25 protein-coding genes are annotated in these 23,652 nt (G+C 66.7%); 8 read left to right on the top strand and 17 right to left on the bottom strand.

Going from position 1 to position 23,652, the window contains the following annotated elements; all coding sequences use genetic code 11:
* Positions 1-25: 25 nt before the first annotated feature.
* From ACZ1I5_RS15120 to ACZ1I5_RS15105, 4 genes are all read right to left on the bottom strand, one after another.
* Positions 26-1,723, bottom strand: a complete 1,698-nt coding sequence (locus ACZ1I5_RS15120) for a hypothetical protein (RefSeq protein ID WP_465170062.1) — start codon at positions 1,721-1,723, stop codon at positions 26-28.
* A gap of 172 nt (positions 1,724-1,895) precedes the next feature.
* Positions 1,896-2,267, bottom strand: coding sequence for a hypothetical protein (locus ACZ1I5_RS15115; RefSeq protein WP_465170061.1), 372 nt, complete (start codon positions 2,265-2,267; stop codon positions 1,896-1,898).
* 70 nt (positions 2,268-2,337) lie between these two features.
* Complete coding sequence (locus ACZ1I5_RS15110) at positions 2,338-3,639, bottom strand: OmpP1/FadL family transporter (RefSeq protein WP_465170060.1); 1,302 nt, start codon at positions 3,637-3,639, stop codon at positions 2,338-2,340.
* A gap of 53 nt (positions 3,640-3,692) precedes the next feature.
* A complete protein-coding gene (locus ACZ1I5_RS15105) occupies positions 3,693-4,100 on the bottom strand; it encodes a DUF2147 domain-containing protein (RefSeq protein ID WP_465170059.1) in 408 nt (135 codons plus the stop codon).
* A gap of 259 nt (positions 4,101-4,359) precedes the next feature.
* Between ACZ1I5_RS15105 and ACZ1I5_RS15100 the strand changes: the two genes are divergently transcribed.
* Positions 4,360-4,764, top strand: a complete 405-nt coding sequence (locus ACZ1I5_RS15100) for a hypothetical protein (protein WP_465170058.1) — start codon at positions 4,360-4,362, stop codon at positions 4,762-4,764.
* Here the strand turns inward: ACZ1I5_RS15100 and ACZ1I5_RS15095 are convergent.
* Positions 4,699-5,286, bottom strand: coding sequence for an NAD-dependent epimerase/dehydratase family protein (locus ACZ1I5_RS15095; RefSeq protein ID WP_465170057.1), 588 nt, complete (start codon positions 5,284-5,286; stop codon positions 4,699-4,701). The two genes, ACZ1I5_RS15100 and ACZ1I5_RS15095, sit on opposite strands and share 66 nt — an antisense overlap.
* Before the next feature lie 143 nt (positions 5,287-5,429).
* Between ACZ1I5_RS15095 and ACZ1I5_RS15090 the strand changes: the two genes are divergently transcribed.
* The gene (locus ACZ1I5_RS15090; RefSeq protein WP_465170056.1) at positions 5,430-5,843 is read left to right on the top strand and encodes a cupin domain-containing protein; all 414 of its coding nucleotides are present in this window, start codon (positions 5,430-5,432) and stop codon (positions 5,841-5,843) included.
* Positions 5,844-5,850: 7 nt separating this feature from the next.
* Here ACZ1I5_RS15090 and ACZ1I5_RS15085 read toward each other — a convergent pair whose 3' ends face one another.
* Positions 5,851-6,450 carry a YdeI/OmpD-associated family protein gene (locus tag ACZ1I5_RS15085; RefSeq protein ID WP_465170055.1) on the bottom strand — a complete coding sequence of 200 codons (600 nt, stop codon included), beginning with the start codon at positions 6,448-6,450 and terminating at the stop codon, positions 5,851-5,853.
* 185 nt (positions 6,451-6,635) lie between these two features.
* On the opposite strand from ACZ1I5_RS15085, the gene ACZ1I5_RS15080 reads away from it, so the two are divergent.
* From ACZ1I5_RS15080 to ACZ1I5_RS15070, 3 genes are all read left to right on the top strand, one after another.
* The gene (locus tag ACZ1I5_RS15080) at positions 6,636-7,148 is read left to right on the top strand and encodes a DUF3617 domain-containing protein (protein WP_465170054.1); all 513 of its coding nucleotides are present in this window, start codon (positions 6,636-6,638) and stop codon (positions 7,146-7,148) included.
* Positions 7,149-7,226: 78 nt separating this feature from the next.
* Positions 7,227-7,565, top strand: coding sequence for a hypothetical protein (locus ACZ1I5_RS15075; RefSeq protein WP_465170053.1), 339 nt, complete (start codon positions 7,227-7,229; stop codon positions 7,563-7,565).
* Positions 7,566-7,593: 28 nt separating this feature from the next.
* Positions 7,594-8,016, top strand: coding sequence for a lysozyme inhibitor LprI family protein (locus ACZ1I5_RS15070; protein ID WP_465170052.1), 423 nt, complete (start codon positions 7,594-7,596; stop codon positions 8,014-8,016).
* A gap of 30 nt (positions 8,017-8,046) precedes the next feature.
* On the opposite strand, the gene glpX is transcribed toward ACZ1I5_RS15070, so the two are convergent.
* The 4 genes from glpX to ACZ1I5_RS15050 form a co-directional block, all read right to left on the bottom strand.
* Entirely contained in the window at positions 8,047-9,012 is a 966-nt protein-coding gene (gene glpX / locus ACZ1I5_RS15065; protein ID WP_465170051.1) for a class II fructose-bisphosphatase, read from the bottom strand.
* A 111-nt stretch (positions 9,013-9,123) separates the two neighbouring features.
* Positions 9,124-9,891 (bottom strand): glutaminyl-peptide cyclotransferase, encoded by a 768-nt coding sequence (locus ACZ1I5_RS15060; protein ID WP_465170050.1) that lies wholly within the window; start codon positions 9,889-9,891, stop codon positions 9,124-9,126.
* Positions 9,888-10,712 (bottom strand): 2,3,4,5-tetrahydropyridine-2,6-dicarboxylate N-succinyltransferase, encoded by an 825-nt coding sequence (gene dapD / locus ACZ1I5_RS15055; protein WP_465170049.1) that lies wholly within the window; start codon positions 10,710-10,712, stop codon positions 9,888-9,890. The genes ACZ1I5_RS15060 and dapD overlap by 4 nt, the downstream gene beginning before the upstream one ends.
* Positions 10,712-11,374 carry a pyrimidine 5'-nucleotidase gene (locus ACZ1I5_RS15050; RefSeq protein ID WP_465170048.1) on the bottom strand — a complete coding sequence of 221 codons (663 nt, stop codon included), beginning with the start codon at positions 11,372-11,374 and terminating at the stop codon, positions 10,712-10,714. The genes dapD and ACZ1I5_RS15050 overlap by 1 nt, the downstream gene beginning before the upstream one ends.
* Before the next feature lie 164 nt (positions 11,375-11,538).
* On the opposite strand from ACZ1I5_RS15050, the gene ACZ1I5_RS15045 reads away from it, so the two are divergent.
* Positions 11,539-12,537 carry an LLM class flavin-dependent oxidoreductase gene (locus tag ACZ1I5_RS15045; protein WP_465170047.1) on the top strand — a complete coding sequence of 333 codons (999 nt, stop codon included), beginning with the start codon at positions 11,539-11,541 and terminating at the stop codon, positions 12,535-12,537.
* On the opposite strand, the gene ACZ1I5_RS15040 is transcribed toward ACZ1I5_RS15045, so the two are convergent.
* The 3 genes from ACZ1I5_RS15040 to ACZ1I5_RS15030 form a co-directional block, all read right to left on the bottom strand.
* Positions 12,538-13,845, bottom strand: a complete 1,308-nt coding sequence (locus ACZ1I5_RS15040; protein ID WP_465173979.1) for a sensor histidine kinase — start codon at positions 13,843-13,845, stop codon at positions 12,538-12,540.
* Positions 13,846-13,991: 146 nt separating this feature from the next.
* Entirely contained in the window at positions 13,992-14,657 is a 666-nt protein-coding gene (locus tag ACZ1I5_RS15035; RefSeq protein ID WP_332720422.1) for a response regulator transcription factor, read from the bottom strand.
* Positions 14,658-14,691: 34 nt separating this feature from the next.
* Positions 14,692-14,997, bottom strand: a complete 306-nt coding sequence (locus tag ACZ1I5_RS15030) for a PepSY domain-containing protein (RefSeq protein ID WP_465170046.1) — start codon at positions 14,995-14,997, stop codon at positions 14,692-14,694.
* 122 nt (positions 14,998-15,119) lie between these two features.
* On the opposite strand from ACZ1I5_RS15030, the gene ACZ1I5_RS15025 reads away from it, so the two are divergent.
* Positions 15,120-16,901 (top strand): ABC-F family ATP-binding cassette domain-containing protein, encoded by a 1,782-nt coding sequence (locus ACZ1I5_RS15025; RefSeq protein ID WP_465170045.1) that lies wholly within the window; start codon positions 15,120-15,122, stop codon positions 16,899-16,901.
* A 28-nt stretch (positions 16,902-16,929) separates the two neighbouring features.
* On the opposite strand, the gene ACZ1I5_RS15020 is transcribed toward ACZ1I5_RS15025, so the two are convergent.
* The 4 genes from ACZ1I5_RS15020 to prsK form a co-directional block, all read right to left on the bottom strand.
* Complete coding sequence (locus ACZ1I5_RS15020; RefSeq protein WP_465170044.1) at positions 16,930-17,886, bottom strand: sensor histidine kinase; 957 nt, start codon at positions 17,884-17,886, stop codon at positions 16,930-16,932.
* A 128-nt stretch (positions 17,887-18,014) separates the two neighbouring features.
* Complete coding sequence (locus ACZ1I5_RS15015) at positions 18,015-18,827, bottom strand: ATP-binding protein (RefSeq protein ID WP_465170043.1); 813 nt, start codon at positions 18,825-18,827, stop codon at positions 18,015-18,017.
* Positions 18,828-18,884: 57 nt separating this feature from the next.
* On the bottom strand, positions 18,885-20,249 hold the full coding sequence (gene prsR, locus ACZ1I5_RS15010) for a PEP-CTERM-box response regulator transcription factor (RefSeq protein ID WP_465170042.1): 1,365 nt from the start codon (positions 20,247-20,249) through the stop codon (positions 18,885-18,887).
* Positions 20,246-22,306 carry an XrtA/PEP-CTERM system histidine kinase PrsK gene (prsK, locus tag ACZ1I5_RS15005; RefSeq protein WP_465170041.1) on the bottom strand — a complete coding sequence of 687 codons (2,061 nt, stop codon included), beginning with the start codon at positions 22,304-22,306 and terminating at the stop codon, positions 20,246-20,248. Before prsK ends, prsR begins: the two co-directional genes overlap by 4 nt.
* 222 nt (positions 22,307-22,528) lie before the next feature.
* Between prsK and ACZ1I5_RS15000 the strand changes: the two genes are divergently transcribed.
* Entirely contained in the window at positions 22,529-23,581 is a 1,053-nt protein-coding gene (locus tag ACZ1I5_RS15000) for a mannose-1-phosphate guanylyltransferase/mannose-6-phosphate isomerase (RefSeq protein ID WP_465170040.1), read from the top strand.
* The last annotated feature ends 71 nt before the right edge of the window (positions 23,582-23,652 follow it).

Below are 23,652 nucleotides of genomic sequence, written 5' to 3'. Positions count from 1 at the left end.
GAAGGGAAGGGGCCGACCAATTCGACTAATCCCGCAGCTTGCCGAACAGCGGCTTGGGTTGCGCCCCGGCACCCGCATAGCTCGCCTTCTGCTGGAGCAGCCAGGAGAAGTCCGCGGTCAGCTGACCGGATTTCGTGCCGGTGCCGCTCGTGGGATCCCAGCTGGTCCAGATGCCCGCCGAGCTGTGGCAGCCAGTGCAGCTTTCGGTGATGAAGGACAGGGTGTTGACCCCCGGCGTGACGGGCTTGCCGAGATTGTTCAGCGCCGAGTTCCACACCGGCGGTTCCACCGCGCTACCATCCGGGCAGTTGACGCCGTTCGGCAGCTCTTCGCTGTTGCACGCCGCCTGATTGCCCTTCTGGAAATAGGTTTCCATCGTGATGTTGGTGAGGAAGGTCGGGGTCGGATGACCGCCGGGCTTGTTGGTCACCGCGCCGGGCAGGCCGGCGTCCCACGCGGTCGGCGGCGCACTCGGGTCGGTCGGCCACTGCGTGTCGATCAGCTGATAATATTGCCAGACGCTGCCCAGTTTCTTCAGCGCCGCCTGCGCCTGGGCATTCAGTGCCACCTTGTCCCCTGGGATGGGGATGGCGCGCCATGCCTGAGTCGGGATGCGCGGGTAGACGCCGTTCACCTTGACCGGCAGCTGGTTGACCGCGCAGCCGGGGCAGTTGGTGTCGACGAAGGACGGCTTCAGCGTCGGATGCGCGACCGGATCGACATCGAGATTGTCGATCTGCTCGAAGGTCGACCAGATCCATTGCGGCGAGGTCGAGCTCTTGTGGCCGATATGCATGCCGACCAGGCCGACCGTCACCTTGCGCTCGACCTGGGCACCGTCAGGCCCCTGGTCGATCACCACGGCGGGTTGGGTGTGGAAGCGGCTGAAATCGTCGCTGCCCTTTTTCAGGATGCGCCAGGCGAATTTCAGCTCGGTCGATCCGGTCCAGTCCTTGTCGGGGGTGCCGAACGGCATCTGCACCTTGCCGCCGGCCTGGCTGAAGGCGACCTGGCCGTTGATGTTGTAGAGGCTGTTGGCGCAGAGATAGTCGACCTCGTTCGGGTCGATCATGATCTCGTAATAGACGAATTCGCCATTCTGATCGATCAGCGGGCCGGAAAAGGCCTGGTCGATCTCGCTGAGGTTGGACGCGTTGAGTTCGCCCACCGCGGACACCACGCCGAGGAAGCGGGTAAGGCGGGGATCGGCGCCGGAGGTCGCCTGAGCCGAAAAGGCCTTCAGCCCGCGGCTCACCGGCTTGCTCAGGTCGCGGCGCAGCACCAGCGTGCGCGCGGCGGCCTTGGAGGCGCAGGCGGCCGGCTTCGCGCCGTCAGGCTGGAAGATCGCATTGGAAGTCTGCCACAAGGTCCAGTGCGGCGCGCCGAAACTGGTGTCGGTCAGCTTGGGCGCTGCCTTGCCCTCGTTATCGGTGGGCCAGTTCAGCGCCAGGAACATCTGCCAGGAATAAAGGTCGAACTCGCGCTGGACCTGGGCGAACTTCTTCTCGCCTTCGAGTTTCTTCTTGAGTGCGATATCCACGTCGCCCGGGAATTGCGCGGTCACGTCCGGCGCTAAATCCGGGAAAGCGGCAAGATAGGACGGCCCGGCCGGCTTGTCCGGCTTCGTCGTGCAGGCGGCCAGCAGCCCGATGCCCGCGATCGTGGCCACCACGACGGCGGCACCGCGCCGGCCGATACGGCGCCCCTTGATCAAGTCTCTCATCATCGTCCCCTATGCGATTTCTGGTTCGAAATTGGGCGACGATTACGCGGTCGCCGGCGTCGCGCGGCCTGCAGCACAAGGCAGGGGCGCGGTGCCGGGACGATATGCCCGGGGGACGTTTATGCAATCGGAGACGAAATCGTTTCGGTGGCAACCCGAATCGGGGAGGCGGTCAGAGCGCGCCCGGCCGGACGATGCTCATCATCCCGCCGGACCCGAGCACGACCACCCAGTCGAGCGCGCGCAGGTCCTTGCCCGCGGTGCAATGCACGATCCAGGCATGATGCCCCTCGACCGGCGCCTGCACGGCCGACCCGGTCACCGCCGGGCATTCGCCGCCCGCATCCTTGATCGCCTTGAGCAGCACGGCATCGCGCTGCTTGTCGGTCAGCGCGTTGATGCGATCGGCATAATAATCCTTCTCGGCCGCCTTCACCGGTGCGGCCGGGGCGGCGGCGCCATTGTCCGGCGCCGGGGCGGAGGCCTGATCGCACCCGCCGAGCACGAGCAGGGTGAGCGCTGAGGCAAGTGCTGCGGTCTTCATCGATGCGAACTCCGATTGGCGTGACCCGGTTTGCCACAGGCGCTCCACCCGATCCAGAGTGCGGCGCCGGTCAGAAGGTCACCCGCCCTCCCAGCGAGAACACCAGGGCATGCGCATTGCGCAACTCGCCCGAAGTGAGCACCGGAGTCTGCGCCGCCGTGCCGACATAGGCCGCGGTGACGCGATCGATGCTCTGATCCTCGAAGTCGACATAATTGGCGCCGGCATCGATGGTGAAACGCGAGGTGAGCTTGTAGCTGCCGCCCGCGCCGAAGTTCCAGCGGTTCGAATCCGGCACGCGCGCATCGCGCTGGCCATTCTGGGTCGGGGTCTGGCCGCGCTGGACGCCTGCGCGCAGGGTGAGGCGGGAGGTCGCGTCATAATCGACGCCGCCCGCAACGCTCAGGCTGTTGCGATACAGCTCGGGGATCACGGCGTTGACCGGCGCCCCGAGGCGAATCGCGTCGAAATCGGCCCAGGTGAAGCGCGTCGCCTGGGCGTTGAGAGTCAGCTTCGGCGCGACCTTCACCCGGGCGCCGACGATGATCTGCGCAGGGGTATCGAAGCGCGCTTCGATGCCGGAGAGCGACATGTTCGATCCCGCCAGCGGGCCGACCAGCCCGTCGATCGTCAGATCGCCTTTCAGCTTGTGCTTGATGCCCGACTTGTAGGCGATGCCGACCGTGATGACATCATTGTGGAGCTGTACGCCGGCGCTCCACCCCAGGTCCCAGCCATGGCCCTTGAGTTGCTGGTGCCCGTCCGGCAGCGAGGCGAGCACATTGGGCAGGGCGTTGCTGAGAAAGGCATCGGTATATTCGACGTTGAGCCCGGCACCGACGCGGAGCCAGTCGGTCACCGCCACCGCGACGGACGGCTGGATGTCGATGGTCAGCAGCTTCGTGCGGTCCGCCGAATAGCGCGCCCAGCTATCGGCATCGTAATCGGTGGTGAAGCTGTAGGGCGAGGTGACCGCCAGGCCGAAGGCGATGCGGTCGTTGAGCGGAATCGCGATGGCGCCCGAGGGCAGGATCCCGTTGGTGATCGGGTTGCGCGAGCGCTGCTGGCCACCCACCGGCGCGAAGGGCTGGCCGGGGCGCCCGATCAGCGTGCCGGTGTCGACGACCTCGCCGCGCGGCAGGATCGCGGCGACGGCAAGCGCCGCCTCGGCATCGATCGAGCCGGCAATTGCGGCGGGGTTCCACCACAGCGACTGGGCGCCGGTATCGGCGACTTCGCCCGAGAAGGCGCGGCCCGCGCCGCGCGCCGATTGCTCCTGCAGGTAGAAAGCCTGGGCATGCGCCGTGCCGGCAAAGGCGAAAAGCGAGGCGGCAGTGGAGGCGGCGGCGAGGGAAGTCCTGAGATACGACATGGCATCAATCCTGTAAGCAATACGCGCCTTGCGGCAGGGTTCGGAAATGGGCGTCAGCGCACCCTGGTCCAGGTCTGGGTCTTGCAGAACGGCTTGAACACGCACCCACGCAGCTTGAGCTGGTTCGCGCCGGCCAGGGTGATCTCGGCATTATAGGTCTTGCCGTCCTCGGCATTGTAGATCTTGCCGCCGACCCAGCCGGCGTCCTGCCGCGTGAAACCGCCGAGGATCTGCAGGCCGCGCAACGGGCGGTTGCGCAGGGCGGGGTTGCCGTTCTTCTCGTCCTTGAAATTGGGATCGGTGCGCAGCTTGTCCGACGTGACCAGGCGGCCGCAGATCGACGCGCCGCAGCGCACGATCTCGACCACGCCGCCACGGGTCTCGGTCTTCCAGCTGCCGATGACGGAATCGGCGGGCTGCGGCGCGCCCGCAAGGGCGAGGGCGACCAATAGCAGAGTCATGGGACGATCTTTCCTGTTGCCGGGCCCTCGGGTTGGGGCGCCTCATCGCGCGGTGCCGGGCTATGCTGCAAAGCGCGCCACGAGGCTTGCGGGTCCATCGGAATCCCGATTTCTTTTTCCGATCAAAGCGCGATCCGGAAGCCATGGCGGTTTATAGCGCGCGGGGAGCGCGGCTTGCCCTATACCTTTGGTTTAGGTGGCACCCGGAGTGCTTCGACACCATATTCAGGGCCCATCACCTTCGGACAGGCGGATGACCATGCGCATATTCCCCACTCTGCTTCTCGGCGCGGCCCTGATCGGATCGGCCGCCCCAGCCGTCGCGGCGCAGCGCGACAATGCCAAGGGCGAAGCGAAACTCGCCAGGGCGCTGGCCGGGCGGGTCGCCGGACAGCCGGTGAACTGCATCGCCCAGTACAGCATCACCTCGAGCGAGACGATCGACGGCGTCGCGATCCTCTACCGAGTCGGCAGCACGATCTACGTCAATCGCCCGCGGATCGCGGCCGACTCGCTCGACAGCGACGATATCCTGGTGAGCAAGACTCAGGGCAGCCAGCTTTGCTCGCTCGACTCGATCGACCTGGTCGACCGCAGCTCACGCATCCAGCGCAGCTTCGTCACCCTTGGCGATTTCGTGCCCTATCCCAGGCCGCGGAAATGAGGCTGTGCGGCTGGAGCGCAATCGCTCCAGCTTGTTGAGTGTCGCATTTTCCGAAGGACGCATCCGCGCCATGACTCGCGCATAGAGCGCGTCGCCCGTGACCCGGTGCTCGTAAAACGGCTCGTTCGGGTCGGGGTCGACACCGTCCCCGGGGAAATAGCCGATGCGATCGGTGACCACGCGGGCGCCGAGCGCGCGATAGCGCGCGGCGAGATGCTCGACCGCCAGCTTGGCCCGGCCATAGGGGCTGTCGGCGCCGATCCAGAGCGAGGAGGGGACAAAGATCGCCTCATAGCGACGCCAGTTCTCGAGATGCCCGACCACGCGGTCGACATGGCCGTCCGGATCGCCATGTTGATAGGCCAGATCGAACAGATACAGCCGCTCGCCGGGCGTCGATGCGCGGTCCTGCGTCTCGCCCACCTCCACGCCGTGGACGTCGAAGCCGTCGGACGAAAGGCGAGAGGCGAACGCCCGGCCGAGGCGCCCCCGGGAGCCGGTAACGATCGCGGATTGTTTCATTCCTCCATCGTATCGATCGACCCGCCCCGGCGATAGCGAAAGCTGCGGCCGGGCTTTGAAAAGCGGCTGCCATGGGAAATGTTGACCGAGCGCGGGGCGGAACTAGGATCGACGGCGTGCCAAACGGCGGGGAGCAGCGGTTGATGGCAGAAACGTTGCAGGAAGCGGGGGATTGCCCTGCCTTTGTCCTCGACACCAGCTTCGTCCACCTCGACGACAAGGGCGGCGCATTCCTGTTGCCGGTCGATGCCGGATTCTGGGAAACACCGGACCCGCGGCTCGACGAGGGGCGCATGGTGTCGATCTTCACCAGCGAGAGCGACTGGCCGAACTGGGAGATGCATCCGGAAGGCGACGAACTCGTCTATCTGCTTTCGGGCCGGATGACGCTGATACTGGAAGGGAAGGATACGCCGCATCGCCGCGTCGACCTGGTCGTCGGCCAGGGGGTGCTGGTGCCATGCGGCACCTGGCATACCGCGGACGTCGCCGAGCCGGGCAAGGCGCTTTTCATCACGCCGGGCAGGGGGACGCAGGGGCGGCCAAGAACATGCTAAGGCATGCTCATTTGCGCCGCTGGGGGTAGATCGTCTCGCCGCGCTCGAGCATCTCGACAAAGGTCTCGATCTTCTTCTTCCGGCCGGCTTCGGTCTTCATATTGTGCATGCGGAAGGCGAGGGCGAAGCGGTTCTGCGCGGTCAGCGTCGCCAGCATCGCCCTGGCCTTGGGCTCGGCATCGATCGCGGCCTGCAGGTCGTCGGGGATCTTCATGTCCTTGCCGCTGCCATAGGCGCGGTCCCAGCGGCCATCGGCCTTGGCCGCCTCGACCTGGTTCAGGCCGTGTCCGGTCATGCGGCCTTCCTCGACCAGCCGGGCGACATTGTCGATGTTGATCTTGCTCCAGATGCTCTTTGCGGTGCGCGGCGTGTAGCGCTGGAGGTAGCTCCGTTCGTCGAAGCTCTTGCGCACGGCATCGATCCATCCCCAGCACAGCACGACGTCGATCGCCTCCTTCGGTGTGATGGACGGGAGGCCGGAGCCGACCTTGTGCAGCTTGATCCACACTTCGTCGGCGCTGTCGTGATGCTTGCCCAGCCAGGCGTGGAAGGCGGCGCTGTCCTTGAACTCGTGGACTTTCGCCGGGTCGACTTTCACCGCTGCCATGATTGCTCCTGATCGCCCTCGGCCGGAGGAGCTGAATAGCAGAGCCGGCGGCCGCGTGGGGCGCGATAGAGCCCGGCTCGTTATTTTTCTTCGGGCTTTTTCCGCTGCGCTGCGTTGGTACAGCGCGCGTCCCTGCGAGGCGCGACCGGATCAACGGCAAAGGAATATGGATGTACACCGACAGGATGATCGCCATGGCCGCTGCGGCAAGCCTTCTCGCGCTTGGCGCCTGCTCCGGCAAAAGCGACAAGGCGGCAGGCGGGGCCACCGACGCCGGTGGCGCGTTAGCGGATGCCCCGAAGATGCCAAAGGCCGGATTGTGGAAGATGACCGTCACTGCGGCCGGCATGCCGCAGCCAGTCAAGATGGAGGTTTGCATGGGCGCGCCAGCCGCCGGCAGCAATCCGTTCGCCCCGCCCGCACAGCCCGGTCAGAGCTGCTCGAAGAATCTGGTGAGCCCCACGGCATCGGGTTATGCAGTCGACATGGAATGCGCCGCGAACGGGATGACGATGGCGATCGCCGGCACCGTCAGCGGCGATTTCTCGTCACACTATCGCACCGAACTGGTCACCAAGATGAGCGGCCCGAACCTGCCGCCCTCGGCCCAGGCGCCGATAAAATCGTCGGTTGAATCGACCTATGCCGGGGCATGCCCGGCCGGCATGAAACCTGGCGAATCGCGGCAGGGTGTCTGATCGGCCACCGCCCGGCCCAGACAATGTGGCCGGGCGGTACCCCATAGAGTTGGATGCGCTGACGCGTCGAGGAAATGCATGAAAAAGAACCCGTTGATCCTGATCGCGCTGGGCGTGCTGATGCTTGTCGCCGGTGCCGTCATGAAATTTACCGGCGGCCCGCCGGGTGCCGATGCGGCCACTATCGCGCGTTGCGAGGAACGGCTGAAGGACCAGGGCGCCGAGATGCTGCGACGGTGCGAGGAAAGAGCGTTCGCTACGGCGATGACCGCCACGGATGCCAATGCGGCAGCCCGGGCGATCAGCGGCGCCAACAGCGACGAAATCGGGAGCAGCGCCCTGGCGATGTTCCTGATCGGCCTGGGCATCGTCGCGACGGCGGCCGGCGTGCTCGCAGCGCGACGCCGTACCATATGACGGATGTTGGCAGTGAAAGGATGGGCGCATGGGGTTGATCACTCAGGGTGCGGTACTGGCCGCCTTGCTGTTCGGCGCGTCGGCCGTGGCAGCGCCGGGGGATCCGACCGCGGCAGCGCTCGCCAGATGTCTGGACGATGCGGCCAACGCCTCCACGGCAGGCCAGACCGACTGCGAGGTGAGCGCATTGCGTGCCTATGACCAGCGGATGAACCTGGCCTATGCCGCGTTGCTCCGCAGCCTGCCTGCCGGAGCCGGGCAGCAGCTCAGACGGTCGCAGCGCCTGTGGCTTGCCTTTCGCGACTCGGAGCGGGGCACCATCGGCGCGATCCACGCCACGCGGCAGGGGACGATGTATGTTCCGATGCAGGCAGCCGAAGTCACCAGCCTGACGCGCGACCGCGCGCTTCAGCTGGAGACCTATCGCCGGATCATGACAATCGAGCCCTGACGGCGCGGGCGCCGCCCGGTGACCGCGCGGTCAGATGCGGTGCTCGCCCTTGACCCAGCGCACCGTGCCGGAGCTGGCGCGCATCACCACGCTCTCGGTGGTCATCACGCCGGCCTTGCGCTTCACGCCTGCCAGAAGCGAGCCGTCGGTCACGCCGGTCGCGGCGAAGATGCAATCCCCCTTGGCCAGTTCGGTCAGGTCATACTGCTTGTCGAGATCGGTCACGCCCCATTTATGGGCGCGGGCGCGCTCGTCGTCGTTGCGGAACAGCAGCCGGCCCTTGAACTGGCCCCCGACGCAGCGCAGCGCCGCGGCGGCGAGCACCCCTTCGGGCGCGCCGCCCGAGCCGAGATAGATGTCGATCGTCGTGTCGGGATTGGTCGTCGCGATCACCCCGGCGACATCGCCGTCGCCGATCAGCATGATGCCGCACCCCAGCGCGCGCAGCTCGGCGATCAGCGCCTGGTGGCGCGGACGATCGAGCACGCAGGCGATGATGTCACCGGGCTCGACGCCCTTGGCCGCGGCAACCGCCTTCACGTTTTCGGTCGGGCTCTTGTCGAGATCGATGATGCCGTCGGGATAGCCCGGGCCGACCGCGATCTTGTCCATATAGACGTCGGGCGCGTTGAGCAGGCCGCCCTGTTCGGCAATGGCCAGCACAGCGAGCGAGTTGGGGCCGGCGGTGGCGCAGATCGTGGTGCCTTCCAGCGGATCGAGGGCGATGTCGATCTTCGGGCCCTTGCCGATGGCGGAGCCGACCTTTTCGCCGATGAACAGCATCGGGGCCTCGTCGCGCTCACCCTCGCCGATCACCACGGTGCCGTCCATGTACAGCTCGTTCAGCGCCTCGCGCATCGCCTCGACGGCGGCGGCGTCGGCTGCCTTCTCGTCGCCGCGACCGACGAGTTTGGAGGCGGCGATCGCCGCTGCTTCGGTCACGCGGACCATTTCGAGCACGAGAACGCGGTCAAGGACCTTGCTGGCGGTGGTCATATGGCGTGGATTCCCCTCAGGTGTCGGGCGGGGGGATAGGAGGGGCTCGTGACGTTGTCGAGACGCAAGCTGCCGCTTTATTTCACTTCTCCGTGCGGCAGGGCGCACGGATTATCCTTTTGGGGGCCTGATCTCGAACAGGACGGGCCATTGCTTGCCCGTGACGTACAAATGCCGCCCCTTTTCGTCCCAGGCGATGCCATTGGGTACCGCGTCGGGATCGGTCGCCCCAACCGTGTCGATCAGTGCCTGCAGGTCGATCCAGCCGACGACGTGCCCGTCAGCCGGATCGATCCGCGCGATATATTGCGTGCGCCATATATTGGCGAGAATCTCGCCATCGACATATTCCAGCTCGTTGAGCTGATCGATCGGCCGGCCGTTCGCGGTGACGGTCACGCGGCGGCGCTCCTTCATCGTGGCGGGATCGAGGAAGCGCAGCTGCGCGGTGCCGTCCGACATGATGACGGCCTCGCCGTCTCTGGTCAGCGCCCATCCTTCGCCGCGATAGCTGAACTGGCCCTTTTTGCGGAAGCCGTCGAGCGTCCAGCGAAAGCCGAGATGGTGCTGCCAGGTCAGGCTGACGATCTGGTCGCCCACCGCGGTGATGCCTTCGCCGAAATAGGGCGGCGGCACCGAAACGCTGTTCAGAACCTTGCCGGTGGCGAGATCGACCTTGCGGATCGACGACTGGCCGACCTGCCCCGTGCTTTCGTACAGATGGCCGCGCAGATAGAAGAGGCCCTCGGTAAAAGCGGCCGGATCATGCGGCAATGTGCGGACCACCTGCGCCGGATCGATCGGCACCGGCCGCACGGCCGCTTGCGGCGCAGGAGCAGCCGCCAGCAACAGCAACAGACAGGCGAGCTTGCGGATCAATCCCGCAACAGCTCGTTGATGCTGGTCTTGGAGCGCGTCTGTTCGTCGACGCGCTTGACGATCACCGCGCAGTAGAGCGCGGGCTTGCCGTCTCCGCCGCCGATGCTGCCGGGCACGACCACCGCATAGGGCGGCACTTCGCCGCGGAAGATTTCGCCGGTCGCCCGGTCGACGATCTTGGTCGAGGCGCCGAGATAGACGCCCATCGACAGCACCGCGCCCTCGCCGACGCGCACGCCCTCGGCGACTTCCGCGCGCGCGCCGATAAAGGCGCCGTCGCCGATGATCACCGGATCGGCCTGGAGCGGTTCGAGCACGCCGCCGATGCCGGCACCGCCCGAGAGATGGACGTTCTTGCCGATCTGCGCGCAGCTACCGACGGTGGCCCAGGCATCGACCATCGTGCCTTCGCCGACATGGGCGCCGATATTGACGAAGCTCGGCATCAGGATCGCCCCCCTGGCGATGAAGGAACCGCGGCGCGCGACGGCGCCGGGAACCACGCGGATGCCGGCGGCGCGGAACTCGGCCTCGCCCCAGCCGGCGAATTTGGAGGGGACCTTGTCGAATGCCGGCGCGCCGGCCGCGCCGCCATCGATCAGCGCATTGTCGTTGAGGCGAAAGGACAGGAGCACGGCCTTTTTCAGCCACTGGTTGACGCGCCATCCGCCCGTGCCATCGGGTTCCGCGACCCGCGCCGCGCCCGAATCGAGCATGCCGAGTGCGGTCTCGACCGCGTCACGCACCGCGCCGGTGGTGCCGGTGCCGATCCCGTCGCGCGCGTCCCATGCCGCTTCGATCGTGCCCTGCAAGTCGCTCATCATGCCCCCAATATGTCTTCCAGCCAGTGCCGGATATCGTGTGTGGTGAAATCGATATAGCTGCGGTCCATGTCGACCGTCTGCTCGGAGCCGTTGTCGACCCACACCGTCGTCATGCCGATCGCCTTGGCCGGCTTCAGGTTGCGCGCCATGTCCTCCACGAACAGGCTTTCGGCAGGGTCGATCCCGAATGCCGCGCACAGGCCGGCATAGGCCGATTCCTGCGGCTTGGGCTTCAGGTCCATCGCATGGATGTCATGCACCGCCTCGAAGCTCGCGCCGAGCCCGAGCCGGTCGAGCACGCGGCCGGCATAGGGCGTATCGGCATTGGTGAAGACGATCTTGCGCCCCGGCAGCCTGGCGATCGCGGCGGCGAGCGGCAGATTCTCCTCCAGCACGTCCATCTCGATATCATGGACGAAATCGAGGAACTGGTGCGGATCGACGCCATGATCGGCCATCAGCCCGGCCAGCGTGGTGCCATGGCCGTGAAAATAGCCTTTCTGGATGCGGCGAGCCTCGGCCAGGTCGCAGCCGAAACGATCCGCGATATAGGCGCCCATCTTGCGGTCGATCTGGTCGAACAACCGCGCGCTCGCTGGATAGAGCGTGTTGTCGAGATCGAAAATCCAGTTGCGGATGGGGTCGAGACGCGCAAGCATGGTGCCGGGCTCTAGGCGTGCACCGCGCCATGGGCAAGGCGGGTGCGAGGGACGGTCGCATTCACCCCCAGGGCAAGGAATCCTTGCACCGCTGAAATCTTTGGATGCCGCGGCGCGCGGGTCGGGGCTTCCTCCGGCCGCATTCCATCCCCATCTTTCAAACCATGACAGCTTATTCCCTGCTCGATCTCGTTCCCGTCACTGAAGGCGGCAGCGTTTCCCGATCCCTCACCAATGCCGCCGATCTCGCCCGGCACGCCGAGACCCTTGGCTTCAGTCGCTATTGGGTGGCCGAGCATCACGGCATGACCGGAATCGCCAGCGCGGCGACCGCCGTGGTGATCGCGCATGTCGCGGCGGCGACCGACAGCATCAGGGTCGGCGCCGGGGGCATCATGCTGCCCAATCATGCACCGTTGGTGATCGCCGAGCAGTTCGGCACGCTCGACGCGCTGTTCCCCGGCCGGATCGACCTCGGGCTCGGCCGCGCGCCGGGATCGGACCAGATCGTCGCGCGCGCGCTGCGGCGCACGCTCGACAGCGATCCGAATGCGTTTCCGCGCGATGTGGTCGAGCTGCAGAGCTATTTCGCCGATGACGGCCAGACCGGCATCCGCGCGACGCCAGGCGCGGGCGCTGATGTCGCCTTGTGGATATTGGGATCGAGCACCTTCGGCGCGCAACTTGCGGCGATGCTGGGCCTGCCCTATGCCTTCGCCTCGCATTTCGCGCCGGATGCGCTGGATCAGGCGATCGCCATCTATCGCCGGGATTTCCGCCCCTCGAAGGTGCTGGCGAAGCCGCATCTGATGGCGGGGTTCAACGTGTTCGCCGCCGATACCGACGAAGAGGCCGAGCTGCTGTCGAGCTCGCAGCAACAGGCGTTCGTCGCGCTGCGCACCGGCAACCCCGGCAAGCTGAAGCCGCCGGTCCCGGGATATCGCGCGACGCTCGGGCCGCAGGGCGAACGGATCCTCGATCATGTGCTGCAATGTTCTGCGGTGGGGAGCCCGGCGACCGTCGCGCGCGGGATCGCCGCGTTCGTGGAGCGCACCGGCGTGGACGAGCTGATGATCGCGAGCTCGATCTACGATCATGAGGCGCGCAAGCGCAGCCTGACGATCACTGCCGAGGTGATGCGGGAGCTGAAGGTGGCGGCGTAATCAGTTCGCCGCCGGCAGTCTCAGCCTGACCAGCAGGCCGCCCAGATCCTCGCTCTCCTCGAGGCTGACCGTGCCTTCGTAAATCTCCGCGACGTCGCGCACGATCGCGAGCCCCAGGCCGGTGCCCGGCTTGCCGGTATCGAGCCGGACGCCGCGATCGAAGATGCGGATGCGCTCTTCCTCGGGAATGCCGACACCGTCGTCCTCGATCAGGAATTCGACGAATCCCGCCTGGGCGCCGACGGTGACGAACACGCTGCCGCCGCCATATTTGGCGGCATTCTCGATCAGATTGCCGAGCATCTCGTCGAGATCCTGGCGCTCGACATGGACTTGCAGGGTCTTCGGCCCGGCCACGTCGATCCGGACATGGCGGTAGAGCCGGGCGACCGCCCGCTCGACCGATTCGAGGCTTGGCCACACGTCCGCACGGCTGTGCGCCGAGCCGCGACGGCCGACGGCGCGGGCACGGGCGAGGTGATGGTCGACCTGGCGCCGCATCGTCCGCGCCTCGCGCACCACCGTCTCGCCGAGATCGTCGGCCTGCGCGGTCGCGGCATTCATGATGACGGTCAGCGGGGTCTTGAGCGCATGGGCGAGGTTGCCGGCGTGGCGCCGCGCTTCCTCGGCCTGTTTCTCGTTATGCTCGATCAGCGCGTTCAGTTCCTCGACCAGGGGCGCGACCTCGTTGGGCATGGCGCGTTCGACCTGGCGCGACTTGCCGGCGCGCATCCGGGCGATCTCCTCGCGCACCCGGCGTAGCGGCCACAGGCCGTAAAAGGTCTGCAGCGCGGCCATCACGATCAGGCCGAGCGCCAGCAGCAGGAAGCTGCGGATCAGCGTCCTGCGCAACACGCTGATCTGCGCGTCGAGCCCGTCGCGGCTCTGCGCCACCTGGAATCGCCAGCGGATTGGCGATCCCGGCAGCTTCACGTCGCGTTCGAGGATGCGCAGCTTCTCGTCGCCGAATTGCGGGCTGTCATAGGCGTGGACCGCCATGTCGCTGTGATTGCTGCCGAACGCCATCCGCCGATCCCACAGCGAGCGCGAGGAGAAGGGTTCGCGGCCCTTGGCGCTGACCTGCCAGTACAGGCCCGAATAGGGTTCGAGGAATCGCTGGTCGGCGGGTTCGCGGTTAAATACCACCTCGCCGTCCGGCCCGATCTCCGACGAGACGATCAGCGCGGTCAGCACATATTCGAGCTGGTCGTCGAAATTGCGCGTGACCGCCGTGGCCAGCACGCGGTCGAGCGCGAAACCGCCGCCGGTGAGCAGCAGGACGATCCAGCCAGCTGCGATGAAGATCATCCGGCGGCTGAGCGAGCCGGTGGTCTTCTGCTTCGGGTAGACGGTCGGGGCCGGACGCTGTTCCTCGACCGGTTTCGCGGTCGTGACCGGGGTGTCGGCCGCCAGCGCAGCCTCGCCGTCAGCCACCGGACGTCACGGGCGTTCGATCAGGCATCCGGGTCCTCGAGGCTGTATCCCAGCCCCCGGATGGTGGTGATCACGTCCTGGCCCAGCTTCTTGCGGATGCGCGTGACGAACACTTCGATGGTGTTCGAATCGCGATCGAAATCCTGGTCGTAGATATGTTCTATCAGCTCGGTGCGGCTGACCACCTTGCCCTTGTGGTGGAGCAGGTAGGAGAGCAGCTTGTATTCCTGCGCGGTCAGCTTCACCGGCTCGCCGGCCAAGGTGACCTTGCCCGACCGGGTGTCGAGCCGGACGTCGCCCGCCATCAGCTCCGACGAGGCATTGCCCGAGGCGCGGCGGATCAGCGCGCGCAGGCGGGCGATCAGCTCCTCGGACTGGAAGGGCTTGGCGACATAATCGTCGGCACCCGCATCGAGGCCGGCGACCTTGTCCGACCAGCTGTCGCGCGCGGTGAGCACCAGCACGGGCGCGGTGCGGCCTTCCTTGCGCCAGCGGTCGAGTACGGTCAGCCCGTCGATTTCGGGCAGGCCGAGATCGAGCACGATCGCGTCGTAATTCTCGGTGGAGCCGAGGAAATGGCCTTCCTCGCCGTCGGTGGCGAGATCGATGGCATAGCCCGCGCCTTCCAGCGTGTTCTTCAACTGCTGGCCCAGGCTGGGCTCATCCTCGACGATCAGAACGCGCATAGGTTTATCCCTTCAGACGACGCCTTGGTGGCGTTCAATTACCGTCCTGGCCGATGACTTTGCCCGAACGGGCATCGACATACACCCAGATGACCGTTCCCTTACGCACGAACTTCAGCGTGTAAATACTGGTGCTGCTGTCCAGCTCGACACCAAGATATTGCGAACCGGCCATGCGCGGCAGCACACGCGCCTCGATCTCGCGCAGCGGCATGATGCGGCCCTGGCGCAGCTGATCGAACGCTTCCTGCTGGTCGCGCCGCTGGACGGGTTCCGCAGGGGCGGAAACCGGGCCAAGCGCAGCAAAGGCGGATAACGCAAGCGGTACGAGCATCTTCATTGCGTCTCGCATAGGGAGCCGGGCTTGAACAGCCTGTGAATGCAAGCGTCAGCTACCGGTCATGCGCGCCCCCGTCGCGGAGCAACTTGCCGCAGCGGGCGCGCCGCCCTAACGGGACCCGCATGGCAGCCCCAATCCTCGCATATGAAAATCTCGGCATCATCCAGGGATCAGGCTGGCTGTTCCGCGGCCTCGACATCCACGTCCAGCCGCGCGACCGGCTCGCGCTGATCGGGCGCAACGGCGCGGGCAAGACGACCCTGCTCAAGCTGATCGCGGGCAAGATCGAAGCGGACGAGGGCCGGCGGACGATCGTGCCGGGTACGCGCGTGATCCTGCTCGAACAGGAGCCGGACCTGCGCAATTTCGCCACGCTCAGCGATTATGTGCTGTCGGGCGATGACGCCCCGGAGCGGCACGAAGCGGAGGCGATCGCCGACCAGCTCGGCATCGACCTGACACGCGAAGCCGCCAGCGCCTCGGGTGGCGAGCGGCGCCGGGCGGCGATCGTGCGCGCGCTGGCGCAGGACCCCGATGTGCTGCTACTCGACGAACCGACCAACCATCTCGACATCGTCGCGATCGACTGGCTCGAGGACTGGCTGTCGCGCTTCCGCGGCGCGTTCATCGTGATCAGCCATGACCGCACCTTCCTGACCCGGCTGACCAAACAGACCCTGTGGCTCGACCGCGGCACGGTGCGACGCGCCGAGATCGGCTTTGGCGGGTTCGAGGCATGGACCGAGACCGTCTTTGCCGAAGAGCAGCGCAATGCCGAGCGGCTCGATGCCAAGCTGAAGATCGAGGAGCACTGGCTGCTGCGCGGCGTCACCGGCCGGCGCAAGCGCAACCAGGGGCGGCTCGCCAAGCTGAAGGACATGCGCGCCGAGCGTGCGTCGATGATGGGGCCACCGGGCACCGCGAACCTGACGATCGGCACGGATGATGCGCGGTCCAAGGTGGTGATCGATGTGAAGGGCGTGTCCAAGAGCTTTGGCGACCGCACGATCATCCGGGACCTGACCCTGCGCGTCACGCGCGGCGACCGGATCGGTATCGTCGGCGCGAACGGCGCGGGTAAATCGACCCTGCTCAAGCTGCTGACCGGCGAGATCGCGCCGGACGAGGGGCATATCCGCTTCGCCAAGACGCTCGACGCGATCGTCATCGACCAGCAGCGCAGCCTGATGGCGCCCGACAAGACGGTGCGCGAAGTGCTCGCCGATGGCGGCGACTGGATCGAGGTCCAGGGCGTGAAGAAGCACATCATCGGCTATCTCAAGGAGTTCCTGTTCGAGCCCGGGCTGGTCGATGCGATGATCGGCACGCTCTCGGGCGGCGAGCGCTCGCGCCTGTTGCTGGCGCGCGAGTTCGCACGGCCGTCGAACCTGCTCGTGCTTGACGAGCCGACCAACGATCTCGACCTGGAGACACTCGACCTGCTGCAGGAAGTGATCGGCGATTATGACGGCACCGTCCTGATCGTCAGCCATGACCGCGACTTTCTCGATCGCACCGTGACGATCACGCTCGGGCTCGACGGGTCGGGTACGGTCGATGTCGTCGCCGGCGGTTATGAGGATTGGGAAAAGCGCCGCAAGCTGCGCGCCTCGGGCGGCAAGCGCCCCAATCCGCGCAAGGCCGAGCCGACCGCGCCGCCGGCGCCCAAGGTGAAGCTGACCTACAAGGACCAGCGCGATTACGATTTGCTGCCCAAGCGGATTGAGGAATTGGACAAGGCCATCGCGCGCGATGTGGAAGCACTGGCCGATCCCGATCTCTACACAAGGGATCCGAGCGCGTTCGACCGGCTGATGAAGGCGATCGACAAGGCGCGGGAGGAAAAGGACGCGGCCGAGATGCGCTGGCTCGAGCTGGCGGAAATGGCCGAGGGGCTGGGCTGAGCGTCGGTTGCTTCCCGCGCTTCGGCGCTCAGGCTTCCAGCTCCATCACTACCCGCGTCCCGCTATCGTCGCTCTCGGTGCGCAATGTGCCGCCGGCCTGGCGGGCGAAGGCGGCGACCAGGCGGGCGCCCAGGCCGCCGCCTTTGTCGGATCGGGCGGCATGCTTCGGCATGCCGACGCCGTCGTCGGTGACGGTCAGGCACCAGCCTCCTTCGGGGCGGTTGCGCAGGCCGACGGTGATCGTGCCGAGATCGCGCCCGGGAAACGCATGCTTGGCGGCGTTGGTGACGAGTTCGTTGACGACCAGACCGATCGAGACGGCCCGGTCGCGCGGCACGGCGGCCTGGTCGCTGTCGCACGCCAGGGTGATGCCGCCCTGGAGGAACAGCGATTCCGAGAGCGCGCCGCAGAGATCGGTCAGGTAATCGCTGATCTCGACGGTGCCCGGCTGGCCGGTGCCGCGATACAGGTGGCGGTGGGCGCGGGCGATGCTGTCGACGCGCATCTGCGCGGTTTCCAGCGCCGCCGCGGTCGCGGGCTCGGCCGCCCGGCGCTTCTGCAGGTCGAGCAAGCCGGCGACGATAGCGAAATTATTCTTCATCCGATGGTCGACCTCGGCGAGGAACAGGTCGCGATCGGCGATCTCGCGATCGCGGTCCTGCGTCGCGTGACGGGCGGTACGGCGGAACAGCTCGGCGATGACGATGGTCATGATCGCGGTGACGATCACGATGCCGACCGAGAAAGCGCCCGCGCTGTTGACGAATCTGAACGAGCGCTCGATCGGGTAGAGGAAATACCAGATATAGACGATCATGATTGCCGCGGTCAGCGCGCCGGCAAAGGCGCGGGCGAACAGGGTGGCGAGCATGATCGCCGGATAGATCAGCGCAAAGGGCGCCGCACCGCCCGCGACCATGTCGAACATCAGCCGGACGATCCGGGCAGCGAGCACGATCAGCAAGGTGACGCCGACCTGCGTCACCCAGACGGGTATCGCCGGCGACAATCGTTCACATAGATCAACGGCGCCGATGCGGGACATGGGTTCAGTCAGCCCGCAGGAGGTGCCGAGTCAAGGCGGGTTCCGACAAAGTTGAACCAAATCAATGACTATCTGAGAGATCTTCCGTTTCGTCCGGCCAGATCAGTGATGTAGTGCCAGGCAACCCGCCCCGAGCGGCTGCCGCGCCGCGTTGCCCAGCCGACCGCCTCGACCGGATCGAACGGCAGGCCATAGGCGTCGGCATAGCCCCGGACGATCGCGAGATAACCGTCCTGATCGATCGCATGGAAGCCCAGGCTGAGCCCGAACCGGTCGGCCAAGGCGAGCTGATCGTCGACCGAGTCGCGCGGGTTGATCGCGCTTTCCTGCTCGGCGATGTCGCGCGGGATGAGGTGGCGGCGGTTGGAGGTGACGATCAGCCGCGCATTGGCGGGCCGGGCCTCTGCGCCGCCCTGAAGCATCGAGCGCAGCGCACGGGCATCGCCGGCCGCATCGAAGCCGAGATCGTCGATGAACAGGACGAAGGAGCGCGGAAGCGGCGCAATCGCGGCAAAGAGCGCGGGAAGGGTATCGAGCCGGGTCGTCACCACCTCGATCAGCGCGAGATTGCCGCCCGTCGCCTGGACATGGGCGACCACGCTCTTGACCAGCGCCGACTTGCCGGTGCCGCGCGCGCCCCACAACAGCGCGTCGTGCGCCGCGGCGCCCTTTGCCAGGCGATCGAGATTGTCGACCAGCGCGGTCTTCTGGAGATCGATGTTCTGGAGCTGGTCGAGCGGCAGGCCGGCAAAGTCGCGCGCCGCGGTCAGCGTGTCGCCGCGCCAGATATAGGCCGGATGCGTGAGCGGATCGGCCGCCGGCGGTGCGGGTGGCGACAGCCGATCGAGCGCGTCGGCGATGCGGAGGAGCGGATCGGTCATTCCCGGCCTGTTACAACCACCCGCTTTCCAGGCAACAGCTTTTGCCGGGGCGGCGGCTCAGGCGTGGAGGTCATAGCTTTTCAGCAGGTCGTACAATGTCGGACGGCTCACCCCGAGCAGCTTGGCGGTATTCGAGATATTGCCCTCGGCCCGCGTCAGGGCGTGGCGGATCGCCTTGCGATCGGCGGTTTCGCGCGCGGCCCTGAGGTTGAGCGGCATGTCGTCCGCGCCCTCGGCAAGGTCGAGATCGGCGGCGGTGATCAGCTTGCCCTCGGCCATGATCACCGCGCGCTTCATGCGGTTCTCCAGTTCGCGGACATTGCCGGGCCAGCCCCAGGCGTCGATCGCCGAGCGCGCGTCCGGTGCAAGCCCGGTGACCGCGCTGTTCATTGCCTTGGCGTATTTCTTGAGGAAATGCCGCGCGAGCAGCCCGGCATCGCCGGTACGCTCGGCAAGCGACGGGATGCGCACGACGATCTCGGCGAGGCGGTAATAGAGGTCCTCGCGGAAACGGCCCTCGGCGACCATCGTGTCGATATCCTGATGCGTCGCGCAGACGATGCGGGTGTCGACCGGGATCGCCTTGCGTCCGCCGATCCGCTCGATCACGCGCTCCTGCAGGAAGCGCAGCAGCTTCACCTGAAGGGGCAGCGGCACGTCGCCGATCTCGTCGAGGAACAGCGTGCCGCCATTGGCCTGCTCGATCTTGCCCTCGGTCGTCTTCACCGCGCCGGTGAAAGCGCCCTTTTCATGCCCGAACAGCTCGCTTTCCAGCAATGTCTCGGGGATCGCCGCGCAATTGATCGCGACGAAAGCGCCCTTCGCGCGGTGGCTGGAATCGTGCAGGCCACGCGCCAGCAGCTCCTTGCCGGTACCGCTGGCGCCGAGCAGCATCACCGAGACATCGGCGCGGGCGACCCGTTCGATGGTGCGCGTCACTTTCAGCATCTCGGGCGCGGCGGAGATCATGCCGCCCAGGGTCGTCTCGCCCTCCTGACGCTCGGCGAGGCGGCGATTCTCCGCTTCCAGCGCATGGACATGGAAGGCCCGCGTGACGATCAGTCCTAGTGCGTCGATATCGATCGGCTTGGCGTAGAAATCCCAGGCGCCGTCGCCGATCGCCTTCAGCGCGCTGTCGCGGGCGCCGTGGCCGGAGGCGACGATCACCTTGGTATCGGGCTTGAGCGCGAGGATCGCCTCCAGCGTGGCGAAGCCTTCGCTCACGCCGTCGGGGTCTGGCGGCAGGCCGAGATCGAGCGTGACGACCGCCGGCTCCTCGGCGCGCATTGCGTCGAGCGCCGAGGCACGGTCGCTCGCGACGATCACCTCATAATCCTCATAAGCCCAGCGCAGTTGCCGCTGCAGGCCGAGATCGTCCTCGACGATCAGCAGCTTCGGTTTGGGCGCGCCGTTGCCGTTCATGCCGCTTTCCCGATCATCATCTCGCGCGCGGCGGGCAGGGTGACGCGGAAACGCGATCCTTCGCCCGTGCGGCTCGTCACGTCGATCGTGCCGCCCATCGCCTCGACGAGCTGGCGCGCCTCATAGGCGCCGATGCCGAAGCCGCCCGGCTTCGACGAGACGAAGGGTTTGAACAGCTTTTCGCGCAGGAAGGCAGGCGACATGCCGCAGCCCTTGTCGATCACGTCGATCTCCACTCTTGAATCCTTTGCCGTGACCGCGATCGTCACGGGTTCCGTCGGGTCGCTCGCCTCGATCGCGTTCTGGACGAGATGGCCGAGCAATTGCTCGAGCCGGGCCGGGTCGGCGCGTGCCACCGCCGGGCCGCGCGATATGGTGGCGATGGGGTGCTGGCTGCGCCGCCGGGTCGCGACTCGCTCGACCAGCGGCATCACTTCGACCGCGCGCGGTTCCTCGGCACGGCCGGCATGGTGCTGCGACAGACGGGCGAGCAGATCGTTCATGCGGCCGGCGGATTCCTGCAGCGTCGCGACCATGTCGGCGCGGAACGCTGGATTGTCGGCATGGCGCTCCGCATTGCGCGCGGTCAGGGTCAGCTGGCTCACCAGATTCTTGATGTCGTGCATGATGAAGGCAAAGCGGCGGTTGAACTCGTCGAAGCGTTGGGCGTCGGACAATGCTTCCTGCGCCCGCGCCTCGGCGAGGTAGCTCGCCACCTGGCGACCGGCGATGCGCAACAGATCGAAATCCTCCCAGTCGAGCGAGCGGTCGACCGGCGGCCGCGCGAGCAGGATCGCGCCCTGCAGCCGGTCCAGATGGACCAGCGGCACCAGCGCCCAGGCGGCGCTCGCGTCCATCATCCACAGGGGCACGCTGGCGAGTTCGCCCGGCTCGCCGGCATCGGCGCGCACCATGTCGAGCTCGATGATCCGCCCGGTCGTGGCGAGATAGGTCGCGAGCGCTTCGTCGCCGCCCGCTGGTGGCAGGTCGTCGCGTGCCCAGTTCCAGTCCATGCCGATGCCGAGGCCCGGCCCTTCGGGGACGAGCAGCACCCCGGCGGGCGAATCGGTGAGGTCCGCCACTGCCTTGACGATTCGCTCGTCGAGCGGCGCTGCGCCTTCGCCGGGCTTGCCCAGCGTATCGGTGAAGCGGATCCATTCGGCGCGATAATCATAGCGGTGCCGGAACAGGTGCTTGGCGACCTTCACCTTGGTCCAGGCACGGACCCAGGGCGTGGACAGGATGGTGAGCACCGCGGCGGTCGACCCGAAGACGAAGGCGGTCTGGAGCATCCGCGCATTGTCGCCGCCAAGGGCCGCGATCGCGCTGGTCGCAGCAAGCATGGCCAGCGCGTAGAACAGGGTGATGGCGAAGGTCAGCGTCTGCCAAGCGACCGTCCGCGACAGGTGCAACGTCCAGTCGCCATTGCGGTGCACGGCGATCGCGAAGGCCGGCGCGGCCAGCACCATGACCACCCCGCGGCCGACGATCAGCGCGCTCGGCGTCTGGCCGGTGAGATAGACGGTCGCATGGAGCAGCAGGTCCATGCTCCACATGCCCGCCAGCGCGATCACCACGAGCGAGATGCCGCCGCGCGCTCGCGGCGCGACGGCCGAATAGAGGTGATTGACCAGCACCAGCGCGCTGATCGCGGCCATGGTGCCGAACAGCGTGCGCACCGTGGCGAGCGCCAGCACCGAGCCCCGCCCGATCGTCTCGTCGGCGACCGCGAGGCCGGTCCCCACGACCAGCAATATCGCCACCACGCCGTAGATGGTCGCGACCGCGCGTTCGGCGGGACCCGTGCCGTTCCGGCGGACCAGCGCGAACATGAAGCCGAGCCAGGCGATATCGCGCGCGCCTTCGGCGATGCGCGTCACCAGATCGAACGGTCCGATCCCGGCCACGGCCAGCGCCCAGAGCGCGGTGACCCCGAGCGCGACCACGAAGGTCAGGCGGGGCAGGGCCGTTCCGGCATCGCGCAGGCGCGTGAGCGCCACGCCCGCGAACAGCAGGGCGGCGAGCGCGTGGCTCCACAGGATGGCCGTCACCGGCATCGAATCAGCCCGATCATCATCGTCGAGCCTTGTGCGCATGAAAGTGTAAACAAATCCGACACGCGACGCGCAGCGTCGCCGAAATTGACAAACACCGGCCGGTCGCGCGGTTTTATTCGCTGATCGTAACGAAGTTGCCATGGCTTGGACCCGGATTGATCCAGGGCAGTTTCTATGCGGCGCCTCCGGCTCTAGAGGGGGGTGTCTACAGGAGATTCGCGAATGCCGCTTTCCAAGCCGATCATCCCTGTCATCCTGTCGGGCGGGTCGGGCACGCGCTTATGGCCGATGTCGACACCCGAACGGCCCAAGCAGATGCTGTCGCTGACAGCGGAAGACACGATGCTCCAGCTGACCGCGCGTCGCGCCTGCGGGGAGCGGTTCGCGGCACCGATCGTGGTCGCCAATGCACGGCATGCCGACATGGTCGAGGAACAGCTCGCCGCGGTCGAGGCGGCGGCGCAGGCCCTGATCCTCGAGCCGATGGGGCGCAACACCGCGCCGGCGATTGCGCTCGCGGCGTTGGCGGCCGGCGGGGGTGCGGACCCGTTGCTGGTGATGCCGTCCGACCATGTCATCACTGACGTGCCGGCGTTCCATGCCGCGATCCACGCCGCGATGCCGCTGGTGGCGGAAGGATGGCTGGTTACCTTCGGGATCGATCCGCACACCCCCGAGACCGGCTATGGCTGGATCCATGTCGGCGAGGAGATTTCCGGCGGCGTCCACCGCGTCGCGACCTTCGTCGAGAAGCCGCCGCGCGACAAGGCCGAGGCGATGCTGGCGGCGGGCGACCATGCCTGGAATGGCGGCATCTTCCTGTTCCGCGCCGACATTTATCTGGGGGCGCTGGCGGCCTATGCGCCCGACATGTTGCTCGCCTGCCAGCGGGCCATGGCGGATGCGCGCACCGAGGACCGCCGCATCTATCCCGACGCAGATGCCTTTGCCGCGTCGCCGGCGGATTCGATCGACTATGCGGTGATGGAAAAGGCGGAGCGGGTCGCCGTGGTGCCGGTCAGCATGGGCTGGAGCGATGTCGGCAGCTGGGATGCGCTGCACGAGATCAGCCAGGGTGACGATTCGGGCAATGTGCATCATGGCGAGGTGATCGCGATCGACACCGCCAATTGCCTGGTGCGCAGCGACGGCGTGCGCATCGCGATCGTCGGGGTGGAGGATCTCATCGTCGTCGCCAGCGGCAACGATGTGCTGATCCTCCCGCGCGGACGCAGCCAGGAAGTGAAGAAGCTGATCGAGGCGATGAAAGGATAAGCGGCGCACGGCCTGTTGGAGACTTTTGTCACACCCCCATGAGGGCTTCTGCCAGAAATCCTCAGACATTG

The sequence above is a fragment of the Sphingomonas sp. BL-S-30 genome (assembly GCF_055521475.1).
The sequence above is the reverse complement of the archived record's forward strand: the minus strand, read 5'-3'. Positions and strand labels throughout refer to the sequence as shown.

What these genes read in the sequence shown, in the direction of transcription:
- ACZ1I5_RS15120 (WP_465170062.1), bottom strand. Translation starts at nt 1,723, where the DNA reads ATGAGAGACTTGATCAAGGGGCGCCGTATCGGCCGGCGCGGTGCCGCC.
- ACZ1I5_RS15115 (WP_465170061.1), bottom strand. Translation starts at nt 2,267, where the DNA reads ATGAAGACCGCAGCACTTGCCTCAGCGCTCACCCTGCTCGTGCTCGGC.
- ACZ1I5_RS15110 (WP_465170060.1), bottom strand. Translation starts at nt 3,639, where the DNA reads ATGTCGTATCTCAGGACTTCCCTCGCCGCCGCCTCCACTGCCGCCTCG.
- ACZ1I5_RS15105 (WP_465170059.1), bottom strand. Translation starts at nt 4,100, where the DNA reads ATGACTCTGCTATTGGTCGCCCTCGCCCTTGCGGGCGCGCCGCAGCCC.
- ACZ1I5_RS15100 (WP_465170058.1), top strand. Translation starts at nt 4,360, where the DNA reads ATGCGCATATTCCCCACTCTGCTTCTCGGCGCGGCCCTGATCGGATCG.
- ACZ1I5_RS15095 (WP_465170057.1), bottom strand. Translation starts at nt 5,286, where the DNA reads ATGAAACAATCCGCGATCGTTACCGGCTCCCGGGGGCGCCTCGGCCGG.
- ACZ1I5_RS15090 (WP_465170056.1), top strand. Translation starts at nt 5,430, where the DNA reads ATGGCAGAAACGTTGCAGGAAGCGGGGGATTGCCCTGCCTTTGTCCTC.
- ACZ1I5_RS15085 (WP_465170055.1), bottom strand. Translation starts at nt 6,450, where the DNA reads ATGGCAGCGGTGAAAGTCGACCCGGCGAAAGTCCACGAGTTCAAGGAC.
- ACZ1I5_RS15080 (WP_465170054.1), top strand. Translation starts at nt 6,636, where the DNA reads ATGATCGCCATGGCCGCTGCGGCAAGCCTTCTCGCGCTTGGCGCCTGC.
- ACZ1I5_RS15075 (WP_465170053.1), top strand. Translation starts at nt 7,227, where the DNA reads ATGAAAAAGAACCCGTTGATCCTGATCGCGCTGGGCGTGCTGATGCTT.
- ACZ1I5_RS15070 (WP_465170052.1), top strand. Translation starts at nt 7,594, where the DNA reads ATGGGGTTGATCACTCAGGGTGCGGTACTGGCCGCCTTGCTGTTCGGC.
- glpX (WP_465170051.1), bottom strand. Translation starts at nt 9,012, where the DNA reads ATGACCACCGCCAGCAAGGTCCTTGACCGCGTTCTCGTGCTCGAAATG.
- dapD (WP_465170049.1), bottom strand. Translation starts at nt 10,712, where the DNA reads ATGAGCGACTTGCAGGGCACGATCGAAGCGGCATGGGACGCGCGCGAC.
- ACZ1I5_RS15050 (WP_465170048.1), bottom strand. Translation starts at nt 11,374, where the DNA reads ATGCTTGCGCGTCTCGACCCCATCCGCAACTGGATTTTCGATCTCGAC.
- ACZ1I5_RS15045 (WP_465170047.1), top strand. Translation starts at nt 11,539, where the DNA reads ATGACAGCTTATTCCCTGCTCGATCTCGTTCCCGTCACTGAAGGCGGC.
- ACZ1I5_RS15040 (WP_465173979.1), bottom strand. Translation starts at nt 13,845, where the DNA reads ATGATCTTCATCGCAGCTGGCTGGATCGTCCTGCTGCTCACCGGCGGC.
- ACZ1I5_RS15035 (WP_332720422.1), bottom strand. Translation starts at nt 14,657, where the DNA reads ATGCGCGTTCTGATCGTCGAGGATGAGCCCAGCCTGGGCCAGCAGTTG.
- ACZ1I5_RS15030 (WP_465170046.1), bottom strand. Translation starts at nt 14,997, where the DNA reads ATGAAGATGCTCGTACCGCTTGCGTTATCCGCCTTTGCTGCGCTTGGC.
- ACZ1I5_RS15025 (WP_465170045.1), top strand. Translation starts at nt 15,120, where the DNA reads ATGGCAGCCCCAATCCTCGCATATGAAAATCTCGGCATCATCCAGGGA.
- ACZ1I5_RS15015 (WP_465170043.1), bottom strand. Translation starts at nt 18,827, where the DNA reads ATGACCGATCCGCTCCTCCGCATCGCCGACGCGCTCGATCGGCTGTCG.
- prsR (WP_465170042.1), bottom strand. Translation starts at nt 20,249, where the DNA reads ATGAACGGCAACGGCGCGCCCAAACCGAAGCTGCTGATCGTCGAGGAC.
- prsK (WP_465170041.1), bottom strand. Translation starts at nt 22,306, where the DNA reads ATGCCGGTGACGGCCATCCTGTGGAGCCACGCGCTCGCCGCCCTGCTG.
- ACZ1I5_RS15000 (WP_465170040.1), top strand. Translation starts at nt 22,529, where the DNA reads ATGCCGCTTTCCAAGCCGATCATCCCTGTCATCCTGTCGGGCGGGTCG.